Origin of the sequence: Acidovorax sp. MR-S7, assembly GCF_000400995.2 — a bacterium.
GTDB lineage: Bacteria > Pseudomonadota > Gammaproteobacteria > Burkholderiales > Burkholderiaceae_C > MR-S7.
In genome coordinates, this window is record NZ_DF238913.1 from 125,579 (window position 1) to 141,667 (window position 16,089).

The following is a 16,089-nucleotide window of genomic DNA, read 5'->3' on the forward strand; positions in this document are numbered from 1 at the left end:
TGTCTCCGTGGTTCAGGAATGGAGGGAGGCCCCCGGGAAACGGGGTGCGCGTTTTTCGAGAAATGCGGATATGCCTTCCGCCGCGTCGGCCGTCTGGGCACAGGCCAGCAGCTCGCTTTGTTCGCATGCCAGATGGGCGGGCAGGTGCTGGTGCGCCGCTGCGGCGCAGAGCCGCTTGGCGGCGCGCAGAGCCTGGCCGGGCCCCTGCGCCAGGCGGCGGGCAAGGTTCTGGGCCGCGGGCAGGAGCGCGTCGGCCGGGTGCAACTCGTCGATGAGCCCCAGCCGCAGGCATTCATCCGCGGGCACGGAGCGGTTCGTCATCAGGATTTGCCGTGCGCGCAGCGGCCCTGCGCGCTGCGCCAGGTAGTAGGACGAGCCCATGTCCGGACTGAGGCCGATGCCCGCGTAGCCCCCGCGCAGCTTCATACCGTCCGATGCCAGCACGAAATCCGCGCACAGCGCCAGCCCGATGCCCGCGCCCGCCACCGGCCCCTGCAAGGCGCTGACGACCGGGACGGGCAAGGCCGCCAGGCGCTCCATCGCAGGATGCAGCTCCAGCAGCAGTTGCTGGATCAGCGAGGGCAGCGCGTGCCGCTGCAGGGCGAAGGCCTGGATGTCTCCCCCGGCGCAGAAAAACGCGCCCTCGGCAGAGAGCAGCACCGCACCGACGTCGGCCCGGGCCGCGGCGCGGACGGCCGCTCCCAGCGCCTGGGACATTTCCAGGTCCAGCGCATTGGCATGCGCAGGACGGTTCAAGACGATGTGGCCCACACGGTCGGCCACGCTCCACAGCACCGGCATTTGGTCTCCTGATCCAGCCTCCCGCGATGGAGGCGACGGGGATAATGTCGGGCGATTGCGAAGCGAAAAACAGACGTGCATCTACCCTAGGGTTAACCCAATATGGAGCAGATTTCCGGCGCGCAGGCACCCCAGGCATCGGTGCTTTGCGACATGGCGCCCATCGGCCTGTGCGCCACCAGTTCTTCCCGTGTCATCCTGCGGTGCAATGAAGAATTCGCACGCATGTTCGGCTACCGCATGGATGAGCTCGAAAGCCGTTCGCTGGTCATGCTGTACCCCTCGGAGCGCGAATACCAGTTGACGGGAATGCACGGCGGGCCGGTACTGCGGGAAACCGGCCGGTACAGCGACGAGCGGCTGATGAAACACCGCTCGGGGCATCTGTTGTGGTGCCACGTCGTGGGGCGCTACCACACGCCTCAGGACCAGGTGCCTTTTTCCACCTGGATGTTCGAGGATCTGTCGGAGCGCAAGGGCCGCTCCGTCACCCTGACCGCGCGCGAGCGCGAAATCGTGGCGTTGCTGGCCAAGGGCTGGACCAGCAAGGAAATCGCCAAGTTCCTGGGCATCAGCTACCGCACGGTGGAAGCGCACCGGGGCCGTATCGGCCGCAAGCTGGATGCGAGCACGACGGTGGAGATCGTCGCCAAGCTCGCAGGGCTGTACTGACGCTCAGTCGTCCTCGGCCGCGTCGATCTCGGGAAACAGCACCTCGGTGTAGCCGAACTGCGTGAAGTCGCGCACCCGCATCGGGTAGAGCTTACCGATCAGGTGGTCGCACTCGTGCTGCACCACGCGTGCATGGAAGCCCTCGGCCACCCGGTCGATGGGAGTGCCCCGCTCGTCGAAGCCCTGGTAGCGGATGTGCGCCCAGCGCGGCACCTTGCCGCGCAGGCCGGGTACGGACAGGCACCCTTCCCAGTCTTCCTCTTCCTCGGCGCCGAGTGCCGTGATCTGCGGATTGACCAGCACTGTGGGTGGCACCAGGGGCCTGTCGGGATAGCGCGGGTTGGTCCGGTCCGAGCCGAAGATCACCACCTGCTGGTCCACACCGATCTGCGGCGCCGCCAGGCCGGCTCCGTTCACGGCCTGCATGGTTTCACGCATGTCGCGTACCAGTTGGTGGAGCGCGGCGCTGTCGAACACGGTGACGGGCCGGGCGATGCGCAGCAGGCGCGGATCGCCCATCTTCAGGATGGCGTGGATGGTCATGTCGCAGGATGGTCCGGGAATGCATGGCAATGGCGCCATTGCGACCATGCAGCATACCGGCACAATGCGCTCCATGCCGCAGCAACCGCCTCCTCCCCTGCCTCCCGTGCCCGAGCGGCCAGCGCTGCCCGCGGCGGCGCGCTGGCTGCTGATGCTGTTCGCGGTGCTGTGCCTGGTGATGGGAGTGATCGGCGTCATCGTGCCGGGCCTGCCGAGCACCGTCTTCATCCTCATGGCCGGCTGGGCTGCAGCGCGCAGTTCGCCGCGCCTGCACGCCTGGCTCTGGCGCCACCCGCTGTTCGGCTCGATGCTGCGCAACTGGGCCGATGGCGGGCGCGTGAGCCGGCATGCGAAATGGAGCGCCACGTTCCTGATGGCGCTGTGCGCCGCCATCCTGCTGGTGGCCAGCATTCCGCGCTGGGCGTCCATCACTGCGGCCGCCTGTATGGCCTGCGTGCTCACCTGGCTCTGGCTGCGGCCCGAGCCCGGCCGCTGAGTTTCGAAGCCCCTCTTTTTGTGTATATAATCTAAGTCTTGTTCCTCGATAGCTCAGTCGGTAGAGCGACGGACTGTTAATCCGCAGGTCCCTGGTTCGAGCCCAGGTCGAGGAGCCATAAATTCACAGCCTTGCAATCGCATAAGGCTGCCAGAAAAACACCGATCATTCCTCAATAGCTCAGTCGGTAGAGCGCCGGACTGTTAATCCGTAGGTCCCTGGTTCGAGCCCAGGTTGAGGAGCCAACTCATGGAGCTGTGCACGACAAGTGCACAGCTCTTTTGCTTTATGGCCGCCCTGCCCAGCCGTCCGCTCGCCTACCTGTACCTGGCCTCCAGCATGTCGCTCGTGGGCGGCTACGTGGCGCTGTCCAAGCCGCTGGCAGCGGCGTTTCCGGTGCTACTGCTCGCCTGGATGCGCTTTGGCATCGGGGCGATCGCCATGCTCGGCTGGCTGCGCAAGCCCGTGCAGGAGCCGCCCCTGACTCCGCAGACAAAGGGCCTGCTCTTCGTGCAGTCGCTGCTGGGAAACTTCCTTTTCACCATCTGCATGATCTACGGTGTGAGCCTCACCAGCGCCACCTCGGCCGGCGTGATCATGGCGTCCATTCCCGCATGCGTGGCCGTGATGAGCTGGCTTTTCCTGCGTGAACGCGTGGCGCCGCGCACCTGGGTGGCGGTGGGTTTCGCTGTCTTCGGCATCGCCCTGTTCGCGCTTTCCAAGCCGGACCACGGGGTGCATGGCGGCCCGGCGCAGGCAGGCATCTCCCATTCCCCCTGGCTGGGCTACGCACTGCTCGTGGGGGCCTCGTTGTGCGAAGCCGCCTATTCCGTCATCGGCAAGAAGCTCACCGCTGCGCTGGGCCCCAAGCGCATCACCGCGCTCATCAATCTCTGGGGTTTTATGCTGGCAACGCCCTTCGGGCTGTACCTGGCGCTGGATTTCGACTTCGGCGCCGTTCCCTGGGCCATGTGGTCTTTGCTCGTGTTCTATGCACTGGCCGCCTGCATGTGGACCGTGTGGCTGTGGATGAGCGGTCTCAAGGTCGTGCCCGCGGCGCAGGGCGGGGTCTTCACGGTGCTGCTACCCGTGAGCGCCGCGCTGGTCGGTGTGGTCGTGCTCGGCGAGCGCCTCAGCGCCATGCAATGGGCGGCCTTCGGCATCGCCCTGGCCAGCGTGGTGCTGACTACCCTGCCTTCGCGGCTGGCATGGCGGGTGGGCCCCCGCTGATAAGCGTCACAGAGAACGGTCGCTGACCACGACGCCGTCCGCATCCGCATACAGCCAGTCGCCGGGGCGCACCCATACGCCCTGCACCTGCACGGCCACGTCGGCCTGCCCCTCGCCGCGCTTGTCGGTCGGCAAGGGCATAAGCCCGAGCGCGCAAATGCCCACCGGCTCCGCCTGAAGCTCCGCCACATCGCGCACGCAGCCATTGACGACGATGCCTGCCCAGCCATTGCGCGCGGCACTGGCAGCCAGGTTGCCGCCGACCAGCGCACGCCGCAGGGAGGCGCCGCCATCCACCACCAGCACCCGCCCCCGGCCCGGGGAGTCCACCGCCGCCTTGACCAGGGAGTTGTCCTCGAAGCACTTGACCGTGCTGACAGGCCCGCCAAATGCGGCCACGCCGCCATAGCTCTGGAATACCGGCGGCAGCACGCGGAATGCGCCGCTGGTGTCGCCTTTGTGCGCATCGCACAGGTCGCAGGTGCTGGGTACGGAAGTCGTCATGTGCCATGGGCCTTTCTGGTCGGTGGAATGCGCAAGCTGCATTGCGCCATCCTGCCGGCGGCGCGTGCGCATTGTCGCTCCAGCGCCAGGGGAGCCGCCACGGCAACAAATCGAGGCAAAAAAAGCACTGCTTCCCTTGGAAACGTGTTTTTTTCCCAGTAGCATCGGCCTGCCAGTGGAGCAGCAGGTTCTCGCTGGTGACTTTTCACTTCCAACAAGGACAATCCAACATGGCAACTGCAAAGAAAGAAGCGTCTGCCGCTCCCGCCAAGAAGCGCACTCCCAACGCTGCCTTCATGAAGCCCTTGACCCCCAGCCCCGCGCTGGCGGCCGTCGTCGGCTCTGCCCCGCTGCCTCGCACCGAGGTCATCAGCAAGCTGTGGGCCTACATCAAGGCGAACAACCTGCAGGACGCCTCCAACAAGCGCATGATCAACGCCGACGCCAAGCTCAAGGAAGTGTTCGGCAAGCCCCAGGTCTCGATGTTCGAAATGGCCGGCCTGATCGGCAAGCACGTCAAATAAGACCGCCACACGGCCATGCAAGAAAAAACCGGTACGCAGATACCGGTTTTTTTTCGTCCCTGCGCGGTTTCTTACATGTCAGCAGGGTCAATAGAGTGCAAATGCGAAAAATTCGCATTTATAATGGCGCCACATTCCCAATAGCCAGCCAAGGCCGTCTGTTCCCATGATCGTCTGTGTTTGCCGCCGGATTTCTGACCGCGAGATCGCACGCCATGCGCGCGCGGGCATGAGCTTTGACGAGATCCAGTTCGAACTGGGCGTTGCGACCCAGTGCGGAAGCTGCGAGGACTGCGCGCGCGATGTCGTAGCGCAGTGCTGCAACTCCCACCCCGTCGCCGCCCTGCACAACGAAGCCATGCCCCAGACGGCCCCGCTTGCCACCTCCTCCATCCAGGAAGGCAAGACATGGCGCTCCTTTCCACTCTCGCAGGCAGTCTGATCATCGTCGTGTGCTCGGTCTGGTGGATTCTGCGCAAGTGACGTGATCCACCCCTAAAGAATTTCGAGGGCCGCCACCCCCACGAATGCTGGTTCCGTTCCAGCGGCCATCCCATCTATGTCCCAGTTTGATCGATATGGCTCCTCCGGGGGCTTGAGCCGCAATGCCGTGATCGCGGGTTCGGTGGTAGTGCTGCACGTCGCAGGCCTGTGGGCGCTGCAATCCGGGCTGCTGCGTCAGGCGGTCGAAATCATCGTCCCCGCCCAGGTGCTGAGCGAGTTCATCACACCACCCCCGCCTCCCCCTGCCCCACCCGCACCGCCGGCGCCGCCGCCACCCAAGCCGGCACCCCAGCCCCGCACGCCCAAGCCGCGCCCTGCGCCCATGCCCGTGGCTATCCCGGACCCTACGCCTGCACCCGCCGCGCCCGTGGGCATCGTCGAGCCGCAGCCGCCCGCCCCGCCCATCCAGGCGCCGGCCGCCCCGCCCGCCCCTCCGGCCCCGCCTGCGCCACCTGCGCCACCTGCGCCACCTGCGCCACCTGCGCCACCTGCGCCACCTGCACCGCCGGCCATCGTGCAGCCTTCGAGCAACGCAAGCCACCTGAACAACCCCACCCCCAACTACCCTGCCGTGAGCCGGCGCCTGGGCGAGCAAGGCGTGGTGGTGCTCAGCGTGCTCATCGGCACCGACGGCCTGCCCCAGAAGGTGGAGGTCAAGAAGTCCAGCGGCTTCGAGCGGTTGGACCGCCAGGCCGTCGACACCGTATTGCGCTGGCGCTTCGTGCCCGGCACCCGCAACGGCGTGCCCGAAGCCATGTGGTACCAGCAACCGATCCACTTCGTTCTCAAACAATAGTCACCCGCAGGAGTTTTCATGGAATCGCATTTCGGCATCACCAACGTCTGGATACAAGGCGACTTCGTTACCCGGGCCGTCGCCGTGCTGCTGCTGGGCATGTCGCTGGCGTCCTGGATCGTCATCATCATCAAGGCGCTGGACATCGTGAAGTTCAAGAAGGACGCGCGTGCCGCGCGCGACTTCTGGCACAGCGAGGACTTCGCGGCAGGCCTGACCAAGCTCGGCCGCGACCCGGCCAACCCCTTCCGCCACTTGGCCCTCGAAGGCCGCGAAGCCACGGCCCACCACCGCAACACGCAGGCCCATCTGCACGACAGCCTGGACGTGAGCGACTGGGTCACGCGCTGCCTGCGCAACTGCATCGACGAATTCACCGCGCGTCTGCAGTCGGGCCTGGCGATCCTCGCATCGGTGGGTTCCACGGCGCCCTTCATCGGGTTGTTCGGCACCGTCTGGGGCATCTACCACGCCCTGGTGGCCATCGGCTCCTCGGGCCAGTCCACGATCGACAAGGTGGCCGGCCCCATCGGCGAGGCGCTGATCATGACGGCCCTGGGCCTGGCCGTGGCCATTCCCGCCGTGCTGGGCTACAACGCCCTGGTGCGCGGCAACAAGTCCATCCTGAACAACCTGAACAGCTTCGCGCACGACCTGCACGCCTATTTCGTGACCGGCGCCCGCGTGAACGTGTCCAGCGAGAGCAGCAAGGTGCTGCCGATCAAGAAGGGCTGATGCGCCATGGCTTTCGGAACCCAGGATGACGCCGACGAGGTGATGAACGAGATCAACATGACGCCGCTGGTGGACGTCATGCTGGTGCTGCTCATCATCTTCATCATCACCGTGCCCGTGATGAAGCATGCCGTGCCCGTGGACCTGCCCCGCGCGTCCAACGAGCGCGAGGTGATCAAGCCCGAGACCATCCGGCTGTCGGTGACCGCCGATGGCAAGTACCACTGGAACGAATCGGACATCACCGACGACGAACTGGAGCCGCGCCTGCGCACCGAAGCGCAGAAGGACCCGCAGCCCGACCTGCACATCCGCGGCGACAAGGAAGTGCGCTACGAGCGCGTGGCCCAGGCCATGTCGGCTGCGCAGCGCGCCGGCGTGCGAAAGATCGGCTTTGTGACCGACCCGGCGCAGTAAATTGCGCACTTTCTTACAAAAAGCACAGCGCCATGCTTTGACTTTTATTTGAGAATGGTTATCATTAAATCCATTGCCAAGCACGGAGATCCAACCATGTCAGCCAGCCTTGCCCTGTCCTCCCAGTCTTCTTCCCGCTTCTTCGCTGCCGCCGTGCCCATGGATGCACCTCCCCAGCGCCGCGAAGGCTTGGCCGTCGACAGCAGCGCGCTGCTCCAGGGTCAGAAAGCGGTAACCATCCTGCACAACGGCGCGATCTATCGCCTACAGGCCACCAAGCTCGGCAAGCTGATCCTGACCAAATAGAGTTTCATCGTGGGGCGACTCCAGGATCTAAGGATCCGAAGGGTCGTATTTGCTAGCCAACGGGTATCCCCGCGTAGCCAGGCTTTTTTTCTTCCCCTGATACGCATAAAAAAACCGGCTCCCAGGAGCCGGTTTTTTCTTTGGACGACTGGCCCTGCTTTTACAGGCCGATGGCCGCAATGCCCGCACGGGCGATCTGCGCGTCCTCAGTGGACTTCACGCCGCTCACGCCCACGGCGCCCAGGCACTGGCCGTCCTTGACGATCGGCACGCCGCCTTCCAGCAGGCCCTCGATAGCCGGGGCCGACAGGAACGAACTGCGGCCGCCGTTGATCATGTCTTCATACACCTTGCTCTCGCGGCGGCCCAAGGCGGCCGTGCGAGCTTTCGCGGGGGCGATGTGCGCGGACACGGGCGCGGCGCCGTCCAGGCGCTGCAGCGACAGCAGGTGGCCACCATCGTCCACGATAGCAATCGTCACGGCCCACTGGTGCTTCAGCGCTTCGGCCTCGGCGGCGGCGGCGATCAGTTTCACGTCGGAGAGCTCGAGTTCGGGTTTGGTCTTCATGGCAAACAAGAAAAAAGGGGTGGAACAAACGCGCCACAGCATACCGGCCGTGCGCCAGCCCACTGCATGGCCGCAGGGCAAAAGATTGCAACCCATAAAGTACGGGATGGCGCGCGGGTATTGCAATGGGCCCCAAAAGTCCCCACCTAGAATCCATCGCATCGGCCCGCACCCTGCGGGCTCCACAGGAGAGGAACAGATGAATACCGAAATCACCAGTGTCGGCTCCGCGGGCTATGGCGTTTCGCAGGAACAGCGCCACCGCGTGCTGCGCAACACCTACTGGCTGCTGGCGCTGAGCCTCGTGCCCACCGTGCTGGGCGCATGGATCGGCGTGGCCACCGGTATCACGCAGTCGCTGCGCGGCGGCCTCGGACTGATCGTGTTCCTGGGCGGCGCGTTCGGCTTCATGTTCGCCATCGAGAAGACCAAGCGCTCGGCCGCCGGCGTGCCCGTGCTGCTGGCCTTCACCTTCTTCATGGGCCTCATGCTCTCGCGCCTGATCGGCATGGTGCTGGGCTTCAACAATGGCTCCGAGCTGATCATGACCGCCTTCGCCGGCACGGCGGGCGTGTTCTTCGTCATGGCCAGCCTGGCCACGGTGATCAAGCGCGACCTGTCGGGCATGGGCAAGTGGCTTTTCGTGGGCGCGCTGGTGCTCATGGTGGGCGCCATCGTCAACGTGTTCGTGGGCTCGACGGCCGGCATGATGGCCATCTCGGTGGCCGCCATCGGCATCTTCAGCGCCTACATGCTCTACGACCTCAAGCGGATCCTGGACGGCGGCGAGACCAACTACATCAGCGCCACGCTGGCCCTGTACCTGGACCTGTTCAACGTGTTCCAGAGCCTGCTGGCGCTGCTGGGCATCATGGGCGGCGAGCGCGACTGAGCGGCACGCCCCTTTTTCTCCGTTCCCAGGCCCCGGTTCTCCGGGGCTTTTTTTCGCGGAGCCTCAATTGCGCCGCGCCCGTGCCGATAAAGCATGAACATGCTGCCGCTCCGTTCCCCCTACCGCGCCGCCCTGCTGGCCGCCCTGCTGCTGCCGCTGGCGGGCTGCGATGTCCCCATCCCCGGCCTGGGTCCCGACCCGCGCGCACTGCAGCGCGAGGCCGAGGCCAAGGCCATCGGCGGCGCCTGCCGCCACGCGCTGCGCGGGCTGGAGGACTGCTTCACGCTCAACCCCAAGGCCGCGAAGGCCCAGGTGTTCGCAGGCTGGAAGGAGATGGACCAGTACATGCGCGAGAACAAGCTGGAAGGCACGCCCTCGGTGCTGACCCAGGCCAAGCCGCCCGCCCCGGCGCGGCGCGCGCGCGACGATGCGGACGACGAACGCGGCTAGCCGCTACAGAAGCGATAGCTGCCAGCGCTTTCTGGGAAAGCGCTAGAGGCCAAAAACCTTCTCAATCCACGCGCTCGAACACCGCCATGCTCTCCACGTGCGCGGTGTGCGGGAACATGTTGACCACGCCCCCCGCCACGCAGCGGTAGCCCGCCTGGTGCACCAGCAGGCCCGCGTCGCGCGCCAGCGTGGCGGGGTTGCAGCTCACGTAGACGATGCGGCGCGGAAAGGCCCAGCCCTCGCTGCCTTCGGGCAGCGGCGGCGCGTCCTCGGCGCCGATGCGGGCCTGGTGGATGTCGGCCAGCGCCTTGGACAGGGCGAATGCGCCCTCGCGCGGCGGGTCCACCAGCCATTTGTCGGCCACGCCGTCGGCGATGAGCATCCCGGGCGTCATCTCGAACAGGTTGCGCGCTACGAAACTGGTAGCTGCGAGCGCTTGCCCCGCCTGCGCCGAGGCCTGGTTTTTCTTGTAGTTCTCGCGCGAACGGGCGACCAGCGCCTCGCTGCCCTCGATGCCCAGCACCTCGCGCGCCTGCGTGGCGATAGGCAGCGTGAAGTTGCCCAGGCCGCAGAACCAGTCGATCACGCGCTCGTCCTTGCGCGCGTCCAGCAGGCGCAGGGCGCGCGTGACCAGCACGCGGTTGATGTGCGGGTTGACCTGGGTGAAGTCCGTGGGCCTGAACGGCATGGTGATGCCGAAGTCCGGCAGGCCGTAGGCGAGCTGCTCGCCCCCTTCATCCAGCAGGTGCACCGTGTCCGGCCCCTTGGGCTGCAGCCACCACTGCACGCCGTGCGCGGCTGCGAAGGCGCGCAGCTGGTCCTTGTCGGCATCGGAGAGCGGCTCCAGGTGGCGCAGCACCAGCGCCGTCACCGTATCGCCGCAGGCCAGCTCGATCTGCGGGCAGGTGTCGCGCGCCTGCATGCCGCCGATCAGCGCACGCAGCGGCATGAGCATGGCGTCGACGTGCGGGGGCAGGATCTTGCAGGTCTGCATGTCGGCGATATAGCGGCTCTTGCGCTCGTGGAAGCCCACCAGCACCACGCCCTTCTTGGCGACATAGCGCACCGACAGGCGCGCACGGTAGCGGTAGCCCCAGGCGGGGCCCTGGATGGGGCGCAGGATAGTTTCGGGCTCGACCTTGCCCAGGTGCCAGAGGTTGTCCTCCAGCACGCGCTGTTTCACCGCGACCTGGGCGTCCGCGTGCAGGTGCTGCATCTTGCAGCCGCCGCAGGCGCCCGCGTGCAGGCCGAAATGCGGGCAGCCCGGCCGCACGCGCTGGCTGGATTCGCGGTGGATGGCCGTGAGGCTGGCCTGTTCCCAGTTGTTCTTCTTGCGGTGGGTGTTGGCGCTGACCAGTTCGGTGGGCAGCGCACCGTCGATGAAGACGACCTTGCCGTCGTCCTTGCGCGCCACGCCCTGGGCGTCCATGTCCATGGACGTGACTTCAAGCCAGCCGGGCGGGAGATCGTGGGAGGGGGCGTGCGGGAGGGTGGGGATGGTTGCTGTATCGGGGGCGCTCATAGGCCCCGGATTGTCTCAGAGCCTCAGCGGCGCTCGGCGGGCCGCTGCCGCGCCGCCGGGCGGGCCGGCTGGGCCCGGGCCGCTTCGGGCAGGCGGTGGACTTCCAGCTCGCAGCCCTCGCTCGACAGCGAGAACACCAGCGTGCCGCCGGGCGCCACCTGCGGCAGGGTCTCGTGCAGGTCGCGCGACATGTCCACCGGCGGCGTCTGCGCGCGGTAGACGACCTGCTTGTCCGCGCCGTAGACCACGTAGCACGCGGCCCAGGCGCCCTGGGTGGCGAAGCCGGCGCACAGCACGGCCAGGGTCAGGCGGATGGATGGCATGGATTTCCCTTCTCTTGCGTCTTGCCGTAGCTTAGCCCAGATGCAGGTGCGTGGAGTGCTTGACCTCCTCCATCACCGCGTAGGTGCGCGTCTCGCGCACGCCGGGCAGTTGCCACAGCACGGCGCCGGCGAAGCGGCGGTAGGCGTCCATGTCGGCGCAGCGTGTCTTGAGCAGGTAGTCGAAGCCGCCGGCCACCATGTGGCATTCCATGACCTCGGGATGCACCTGCACGGCGGCCTTGAACTGGTCGAACACGTTGGGCGTGGTGCGGTCGAGCAGCACCTCCACGAACACCAGCATGCCCGCGCCGAGCTTCAGGGGGTTCAGCCGCGCCTCGTAGCCCAGGATGTAGCCCTCGCGCGTGAGGCGCTGCACGCGCGCGAGCACGGCTGTAGGCGACAGGGCCACGCTTTCCGCGAGCTTGAGGTTGGAGATGCGGCCGTCGTCCTGGAGGATCTTCAATATCCGCCGATCGATGCGATCCAGACTGTCTTCTTCATGCATTTTCATTGGTGAGTTATTCATCATGAATCTTATTTTTTGGTGATTCATTCTGCATCCAACTGCGGATCATCGCCTCCATGACACACCCTGCTCCTTTCGCACCCCGTCCCGCCGACACCTCCCCGCTGCGCCAGGCCATCACCGCCGCCTGCCGCCGCCCCGAGCCCGAGGCCCTGGCCCCGCTGCTCGCACAGGCCCGCCTGCCCGCGCCGCTGGCTGACGCCGTGCAGGCCCGCGCCCTGCGCCTGGCCGAAGGGCTGCGCCAGCGCGAGAGCGCGGGCGGGCGCGCCGGACTGGTGCAGGGGCTGCTGCAGCAGTTCGCGCTGTCGTCGCAGGAAGGCGTGGCGCTGATGTGCCTGGCGGAAGCCCTGCTGCGCATTCCCGATGCCGCCACGCGCGACGCGCTGATCCGCGACAAGATCGGCGGCGGCGAGTGGGCCGGGCACCTGGGCAAGAGCCCTTCGCTGTTCGTCAACGCGGCCACCTGGGGCCTGCTGATCACCGGCAAGCTGGTCGCCACGCACAGCGAGGGTGGCCTGAAGGACGCGCTGCGCCGCCTCACCGCGCGCGGCGGCGAGCCGCTGATCCGCAAGGGCGTGGACGTGGCGATGCGCATGATGGGCGAGCAGTTCGTCACCGGCGAGACCATCGCGCAGGCCCTGGACAACGCGCGCAAGCTGGAAGCCAAGGGCTTCCGCTATTCCTACGACATGCTGGGCGAGGCCGCCCTCACCCACGAGGACGCCGAGCGCTACATGCAGTCCTACGTGGACGCCGTGCACGCCATCGGCAAGGCCAGCGCCGGGCGCGGGGTCTATGCAGGGCCGGGCATCTCCATCAAGCTCAGCGCCCTGCACCCGCGCTACCAGCGCGCGCAGTGGCAGCGCGTGATGGACGAGCTGTACCCGCGCGTGCTGCAGCTCGCCGAGCTGGCGCGCGGCTACGACATCGGCCTGAACATCGACGCCGAGGAAGCCGATCGGCTCGAACTCTCGCTGGACCTGCTGGAGCGCCTGTGCCACGCGCCCTCGCTGGCGGGCTGGAACGGCATCGGCTTCGTCATCCAGGCCTACCAGAAGCGCTGCCCGTTCGTCATCGACTGCGTGGTCGATCTGGCCCGCCGCAGCGGCCACCGCCTGATGGTGCGCCTGGTCAAGGGCGCCTACTGGGACAGCGAGATCAAGCGCGCCCAGGTGGACGGCCTGCAGGACTACCCCGTCTACACGCGCAAGGCGCACACCGACATCTCCTACATCGCCTGCGCGCGCAAGCTGCTGGCCGCGCCCGATGCGGTCTACCCCCAGTTCGCCACGCACAACGCGCAGACGCTGGCCACCATCTACGAACTCGCCGGCCCAGCCGACTACCAGCCCGGCCAGTACGAATTCCAGTGCCTGCACGGCATGGGCGAGCCGCTCTACGAGCAGGTGGTGGCCGACCGCCCCTGCCGCATCTACGCCCCCGTGGGCACGCACGAGACGCTGCTGGCCTACCTGGTGCGCCGCCTGCTGGAAAACGGCGCCAACACCTCGTTCGTCAACCGCGTGGCCGACGCCACGCTGCCCCTGGCCGACCTGGTGGCCAACCCCGTCGCCACCGTGGACGCGGACACCGCCGCAGAGGGCGCGGCCGGCCTGAAGCACCCGCGCATCCCCCTGCCCGCGCAGCTCTACGGGCCGCAGCGCGCCAACTCGCAGGGCCTGGACCTGGCGGCCGAGCCGGTGCTCGCCCAAATCGGCCAGGCCGTGGCTCAAGGTGCCGCCGTGGACGCCGCCCCCCTCATCGCCGCCCCCGTGCAGCCCGGCGCGCGCACCGTGGTGCGCAACCCCGCCGACCATACCGACGTGGCCGGCCACGTGCAGGAGGCCACCGAGGCCGACGTGGACGCCGCCCTGAACGCCGCCGCCGCGGCGCAAGCCCCCTGGGCCGCCACCCCGCCCGCCGAGCGTGCCCGCCTGCTGCGCGCCACCGGCGACGCGCTGGAGCAGCACATGCCCCGCCTGCTGGCCCTGCTGATGCGCGAGGCCGGCAAGACCTGCGGCAACGCCGTGGCCGAGGTACGCGAGGCCGTGGACTTCCTGCGCTACTACGCCGCCCAGGTGGAGGGCCACTTCGACAACGCCTCCCACCAGCCCCTGGGCCCCGTGGCCTGCATCAGCCCGTGGAACTTCCCGCTCGCCATCTTCATGGGCCAGGTCGCCGCCGCGCTGGCCGCCGGCAACGTGGTGCTCGCCAAGCCCGCCGAGCAGACCCCGCTCGTCGCCCACGAGGCCGTGCGCCTGCTGCACCAGGCCGGCGTGCCCGCGGCCGCCGTGCAACTGCTGCCCGGCCGGGGCGAAACCGTGGGCGCGCGCCTGGTGGGCGATGCGCGCGTCATGGGCGTGATGTTCACCGGCTCCACCGACGTCGCGCGCATCCTGCAGCGCAGCCTGGCCGGCCGCCTGGACGCGCGCGGCCAGCCCGTGTCGCTGATCGCCGAGACCGGCGGGCAGAACGCCATGATCGTGGACTCCTCCGCCCTGCTGGAGCAGGTGGTAGCCGACGTCGTCACCTCCGCCTTCGACAGCGCGGGCCAGCGCTGCTCCGCGCTGCGCGTGCTGTGCGTGCAGCGCGACTGCGCCGACCGCCTGCTGGCCATGCTGCGCGGCGCCATGCAGGAGCTGCGCCTGGGCAACCCCGCCCGGCTCGCGGTGGACGTGGGCCCGGTGATCGACGAGGAAGCGCGCGCCGGCATCGCCCAGCACATCGAGCGCCTGCGCGCCCAGGGCCGGCGCGTGTTCCAGGGCGCCACCGGCCTGGACGACTGCGCGCAGGGCACCTTCGTGCCCCCCACGCTGATCGAGCTGGAAGGCATCGCCGAACTCACCCGCGAAGTCTTCGGCCCCGTGCTGCACGTGGTGCGCTACGAGCGCGACCAGCTCGACGCCCTGCTCGGCCAGATCAACGCCACGGGCTACGGCCTCACCCAAGGCCTGCACACGCGCATTGACGAAACCGTGGCCCACGTGCTGCGCCGCGCCCACGCCGGCAACATCTACGTGAACCGCAACATGGTCGGCGCCGTGGTGGGCGTGCAGCCCTTCGGCGGCGAAGGCTTGTCGGGCACCGGGCCCAAGGCCGGCGGGCCGCTGTACCTGCTGCGCCTGCTCTCGCGCCACCCGGCCGGCGCGGCGCGCGCGGCCATCGCCTCCACCGCTGCGAAGGCGCCGGATGCCACCGCCCAGGCCCCGCTGCAGGAACCCCTGCGCGCCCTCGCCGCCTGGGCCCAGGCCCAAGGCAAGCCCGCGCTGGCGCAGGCCTGCGCCGCCCACGCCCAGGCCGCCTGCGCCGGGCTGGTGGCCACCCTGCCCGGCCCCACCGGCGAGCGCAACGAATACCGCGTACTGCCGCGCGACCGCGTGCTGTGCCTGGCCGACGACGACGCAACGCGCCTGCTGCAACTGAGCGCCGCCCTGGCCGTGGGCGCCCAGGCCCTGTGGCCGCAGGAGTCCCAGCCCCTGGCCGCCACGCTGCCGCGCGAAGTGCAGGCCCGCGTGGGCCTGCTGCCCGACTGGACCCGCGAGGGCGCCGCCTTCGACGCCGTGCTGCACACCGGCAGCGCGCAGGCGCTGCACGCGGTCAGCCACCAGGTGGCACGCCGTGACGGCCCCATCGTCGGCGTCACGGCCCTGGACGTGCAGGACCCGGCCCAGGCGCTCACCCGCCTGGTGCTGGAGCGCGCCGTGAGCGTGAACACCGCCGCCGCCGGCGGCAATGCGAGCCTGATGACGATGGCCTGAGCGGATTCAGGCCAAACAGGCCTCCAGCGCTTTTCCGGCAAGCGCTGGCAGCTCCTATTTCGATAGCTCATGCGGCCCTGCCAGGGCCCAGGTGCCCAGGCACTCGTAGGGGCCGGGCGAGCCGCGCAGGTTGTGCAGCAGCGCGAAGCTGCACACCGTCCATGCGATGGGCGGCACCGGCGCCTGGGGCACAGGCTGGTGGCTGTAGCACAGCGTCATGTGCGGCGTGGTGCCGGGCACGGGCGCTGCGGGCCACAGTGCGGTGTGCAGCGCCATGAAGCCGCCCTGCGCGCCGCGAAAACTCAGCACGCGGTCGAACCGCAGCATGAATGCCGCCGCCGCCACCACCACGTGCTGCGCCGCCGCGCGCCCCCAGTCAACCCATGCGCCGGACAGCGCCCCCTGTATCGCCCTCGATGGCAAGAGCGCCCGATGGCCCTGCCCTAATGGGAACCTCTCACAACCCCATGATTGACGGATCCGAATAGGCACGATTGGACGCCAGCCGTTTTGAATGCGCGA

The 16,089-nt window shown here is 68.0% G+C and carries 20 protein-coding genes and 2 tRNA genes; 14 read left to right on the top strand and 8 right to left on the bottom strand.

The window, feature by feature from the left end; all coding sequences use genetic code 11:
- Positions 1 to 12: 12 nt before the first annotated feature.
- Positions 13 to 801 (bottom strand): enoyl-CoA hydratase/isomerase family protein, encoded by a 789-nt coding sequence (locus AVS7_RS09360; protein ID WP_020228192.1) that lies wholly within the window; start codon positions 799 to 801, stop codon positions 13 to 15.
- A gap of 102 nt (positions 802 to 903) precedes the next feature.
- Here AVS7_RS09360 and AVS7_RS25340 point away from each other — a divergent pair, with 102 nt between their 5' ends.
- On the top strand, positions 904 to 1,473 hold the full coding sequence (locus AVS7_RS25340; RefSeq protein ID WP_020228193.1) for a LuxR C-terminal-related transcriptional regulator: 570 nt from the start codon (positions 904 to 906) through the stop codon (positions 1,471 to 1,473).
- 3 nt (positions 1,474 to 1,476) lie between these two features.
- On the opposite strand, the gene def is transcribed toward AVS7_RS25340, so the two are convergent.
- A complete protein-coding gene (def, locus tag AVS7_RS09370) occupies positions 1,477 to 2,016 on the bottom strand; it encodes a peptide deformylase (RefSeq protein ID WP_020228194.1) in 540 nt (179 codons plus the stop codon).
- Between the two features lie 73 nt (positions 2,017 to 2,089).
- On the opposite strand from def, the gene AVS7_RS09375 reads away from it, so the two are divergent.
- From AVS7_RS09375 to AVS7_RS09390, 4 genes are all read left to right on the top strand, one after another.
- Positions 2,090 to 2,512 (top strand): YbaN family protein, encoded by a 423-nt coding sequence (locus AVS7_RS09375; protein WP_034690476.1) that lies wholly within the window; start codon positions 2,090 to 2,092, stop codon positions 2,510 to 2,512.
- A gap of 42 nt (positions 2,513 to 2,554) precedes the next feature.
- Positions 2,555 to 2,630 (top strand) — tRNA-Asn (locus tag AVS7_RS09380).
- Positions 2,631 to 2,681: 51 nt separating this feature from the next.
- Positions 2,682 to 2,757, top strand: a tRNA-Asn gene (locus AVS7_RS09385).
- Positions 2,758 to 2,800: 43 nt separating this feature from the next.
- On the top strand, positions 2,801 to 3,742 hold the full coding sequence (locus tag AVS7_RS09390) for a DMT family transporter (RefSeq protein ID WP_020228196.1): 942 nt from the start codon (positions 2,801 to 2,803) through the stop codon (positions 3,740 to 3,742).
- Between the two features lie 6 nt (positions 3,743 to 3,748).
- On the opposite strand, the gene rraA is transcribed toward AVS7_RS09390, so the two are convergent.
- The gene (gene rraA / locus AVS7_RS09395) at positions 3,749 to 4,246 is read right to left on the bottom strand and encodes a ribonuclease E activity regulator RraA (protein ID WP_034690478.1); all 498 of its coding nucleotides are present in this window, start codon (positions 4,244 to 4,246) and stop codon (positions 3,749 to 3,751) included.
- A 230-nt stretch (positions 4,247 to 4,476) separates the two neighbouring features.
- On the opposite strand from rraA, the gene AVS7_RS09400 reads away from it, so the two are divergent.
- The 6 genes from AVS7_RS09400 to hemP all read left to right on the top strand — a co-directional run bounded on the left by AVS7_RS09400 (position 4,477) and on the right by hemP (position 7,528).
- A complete protein-coding gene (locus tag AVS7_RS09400) occupies positions 4,477 to 4,770 on the top strand; it encodes an SWIB/MDM2 domain-containing protein (RefSeq protein ID WP_024001244.1) in 294 nt (97 codons plus the stop codon).
- A gap of 166 nt (positions 4,771 to 4,936) precedes the next feature.
- A complete protein-coding gene (locus tag AVS7_RS09405; RefSeq protein ID WP_024001245.1) occupies positions 4,937 to 5,212 on the top strand; it encodes a bacterioferritin-associated ferredoxin in 276 nt (91 codons plus the stop codon).
- Positions 5,213 to 5,329: 117 nt separating this feature from the next.
- Positions 5,330 to 6,070: an energy transducer TonB gene (locus AVS7_RS09410; RefSeq protein ID WP_024001246.1), complete on the top strand. Its 741-nt coding sequence runs from the start codon at positions 5,330 to 5,332 to the stop codon at positions 6,068 to 6,070.
- Positions 6,071 to 6,088: 18 nt separating this feature from the next.
- Positions 6,089 to 6,805 (top strand): MotA/TolQ/ExbB proton channel family protein, encoded by a 717-nt coding sequence (locus AVS7_RS09415; RefSeq protein WP_020228201.1) that lies wholly within the window; start codon positions 6,089 to 6,091, stop codon positions 6,803 to 6,805.
- Between the two features lie 6 nt (positions 6,806 to 6,811).
- Entirely contained in the window at positions 6,812 to 7,222 is a 411-nt protein-coding gene (locus AVS7_RS09420; RefSeq protein ID WP_020228202.1) for a biopolymer transporter ExbD, read from the top strand.
- A 96-nt stretch (positions 7,223 to 7,318) separates the two neighbouring features.
- The gene (gene hemP / locus AVS7_RS09425; RefSeq protein ID WP_020228203.1) at positions 7,319 to 7,528 is read left to right on the top strand and encodes a hemin uptake protein HemP; all 210 of its coding nucleotides are present in this window, start codon (positions 7,319 to 7,321) and stop codon (positions 7,526 to 7,528) included.
- Positions 7,529 to 7,688: 160 nt separating this feature from the next.
- On the opposite strand, the gene AVS7_RS09430 is transcribed toward hemP, so the two are convergent.
- Positions 7,689 to 8,096: a heme-binding protein gene (locus AVS7_RS09430; protein ID WP_024001247.1), complete on the bottom strand. Its 408-nt coding sequence runs from the start codon at positions 8,094 to 8,096 to the stop codon at positions 7,689 to 7,691.
- Positions 8,097 to 8,295: 199 nt separating this feature from the next.
- On the opposite strand from AVS7_RS09430, the gene AVS7_RS09435 reads away from it, so the two are divergent.
- The gene (locus AVS7_RS09435) at positions 8,296 to 8,988 is read left to right on the top strand and encodes a Bax inhibitor-1/YccA family protein (RefSeq protein ID WP_020228205.1); all 693 of its coding nucleotides are present in this window, start codon (positions 8,296 to 8,298) and stop codon (positions 8,986 to 8,988) included.
- A gap of 99 nt (positions 8,989 to 9,087) precedes the next feature.
- Positions 9,088 to 9,438: a hypothetical protein gene (locus tag AVS7_RS09440; RefSeq protein ID WP_034690480.1), complete on the top strand. Its 351-nt coding sequence runs from the start codon at positions 9,088 to 9,090 to the stop codon at positions 9,436 to 9,438.
- A 61-nt stretch (positions 9,439 to 9,499) separates the two neighbouring features.
- Here the strand turns inward: AVS7_RS09440 and rlmD are convergent, their stop codons facing one another.
- The 3 genes from rlmD to AVS7_RS09455 are packed head-to-tail and all read right to left on the bottom strand — an operon-like array spanning position 9,500 to position 11,788.
- A complete protein-coding gene (gene rlmD / locus AVS7_RS09445; protein WP_024001248.1) occupies positions 9,500 to 10,960 on the bottom strand; it encodes a 23S rRNA (uracil(1939)-C(5))-methyltransferase RlmD in 1,461 nt (486 codons plus the stop codon).
- Between the two features lie 23 nt (positions 10,961 to 10,983).
- Entirely contained in the window at positions 10,984 to 11,283 is a 300-nt protein-coding gene (locus tag AVS7_RS09450) for a hypothetical protein (protein ID WP_020228208.1), read from the bottom strand.
- 31 nt (positions 11,284 to 11,314) lie between these two features.
- Entirely contained in the window at positions 11,315 to 11,788 is a 474-nt protein-coding gene (locus AVS7_RS09455) for an Lrp/AsnC ligand binding domain-containing protein (protein ID WP_034690481.1), read from the bottom strand.
- Between the two features lie 77 nt (positions 11,789 to 11,865).
- Between AVS7_RS09455 and putA the strand changes: the two genes are divergently transcribed.
- Complete coding sequence (gene putA / locus AVS7_RS09460) at positions 11,866 to 15,567, top strand: trifunctional transcriptional regulator/proline dehydrogenase/L-glutamate gamma-semialdehyde dehydrogenase (RefSeq protein ID WP_020228210.1); 3,702 nt, start codon at positions 11,866 to 11,868, stop codon at positions 15,565 to 15,567.
- 54 nt (positions 15,568 to 15,621) lie between these two features.
- Here the strand turns inward: putA and AVS7_RS09465 are convergent, their stop codons facing one another.
- On the bottom strand, positions 15,622 to 15,894 hold the full coding sequence (locus AVS7_RS09465; protein WP_144425067.1) for a hypothetical protein: 273 nt from the start codon (positions 15,892 to 15,894) through the stop codon (positions 15,622 to 15,624).
- Positions 15,895 to 16,089 lie beyond the last annotated feature (195 nt).

Excerpts from the sequence above, each read along its gene's own strand:
- AVS7_RS09360 (WP_020228192.1), bottom strand. The coding sequence starts at position 801 with ATGCCGGTGCTGTGGAGCGTGGCCGACCGTGTGGGCCACATCGTCTTG.
- AVS7_RS25340 (WP_020228193.1), top strand. The coding sequence starts at position 904 with ATGGAGCAGATTTCCGGCGCGCAGGCACCCCAGGCATCGGTGCTTTGC.
- def (WP_020228194.1), bottom strand. The coding sequence starts at position 2,016 with ATGACCATCCACGCCATCCTGAAGATGGGCGATCCGCGCCTGCTGCGC.
- AVS7_RS09375 (WP_034690476.1), top strand. The coding sequence starts at position 2,090 with ATGCCGCAGCAACCGCCTCCTCCCCTGCCTCCCGTGCCCGAGCGGCCA.
- AVS7_RS09390 (WP_020228196.1), top strand. The coding sequence starts at position 2,801 with ATGGCCGCCCTGCCCAGCCGTCCGCTCGCCTACCTGTACCTGGCCTCC.
- rraA (WP_034690478.1), bottom strand. The coding sequence starts at position 4,246 with ATGACGACTTCCGTACCCAGCACCTGCGACCTGTGCGATGCGCACAAA.
- AVS7_RS09400 (WP_024001244.1), top strand. The coding sequence starts at position 4,477 with ATGGCAACTGCAAAGAAAGAAGCGTCTGCCGCTCCCGCCAAGAAGCGC.
- AVS7_RS09405 (WP_024001245.1), top strand. The coding sequence starts at position 4,937 with ATGATCGTCTGTGTTTGCCGCCGGATTTCTGACCGCGAGATCGCACGC.
- AVS7_RS09410 (WP_024001246.1), top strand. The coding sequence starts at position 5,330 with ATGTCCCAGTTTGATCGATATGGCTCCTCCGGGGGCTTGAGCCGCAAT.
- AVS7_RS09415 (WP_020228201.1), top strand. The coding sequence starts at position 6,089 with ATGGAATCGCATTTCGGCATCACCAACGTCTGGATACAAGGCGACTTC.
- AVS7_RS09420 (WP_020228202.1), top strand. The coding sequence starts at position 6,812 with ATGGCTTTCGGAACCCAGGATGACGCCGACGAGGTGATGAACGAGATC.
- hemP (WP_020228203.1), top strand. The coding sequence starts at position 7,319 with ATGTCAGCCAGCCTTGCCCTGTCCTCCCAGTCTTCTTCCCGCTTCTTC.
- AVS7_RS09430 (WP_024001247.1), bottom strand. The coding sequence starts at position 8,096 with ATGAAGACCAAACCCGAACTCGAGCTCTCCGACGTGAAACTGATCGCC.
- AVS7_RS09435 (WP_020228205.1), top strand. The coding sequence starts at position 8,296 with ATGAATACCGAAATCACCAGTGTCGGCTCCGCGGGCTATGGCGTTTCG.
- AVS7_RS09440 (WP_034690480.1), top strand. The coding sequence starts at position 9,088 with ATGCTGCCGCTCCGTTCCCCCTACCGCGCCGCCCTGCTGGCCGCCCTG.
- rlmD (WP_024001248.1), bottom strand. The coding sequence starts at position 10,960 with ATGAGCGCCCCCGATACAGCAACCATCCCCACCCTCCCGCACGCCCCC.
- AVS7_RS09450 (WP_020228208.1), bottom strand. The coding sequence starts at position 11,283 with ATGCCATCCATCCGCCTGACCCTGGCCGTGCTGTGCGCCGGCTTCGCC.
- AVS7_RS09455 (WP_034690481.1), bottom strand. The coding sequence starts at position 11,788 with ATGCATGAAGAAGACAGTCTGGATCGCATCGATCGGCGGATATTGAAG.
- putA (WP_020228210.1), top strand. The coding sequence starts at position 11,866 with ATGACACACCCTGCTCCTTTCGCACCCCGTCCCGCCGACACCTCCCCG.
- AVS7_RS09465 (WP_144425067.1), bottom strand. The coding sequence starts at position 15,894 with ATGCTGCGGTTCGACCGCGTGCTGAGTTTTCGCGGCGCGCAGGGCGGC.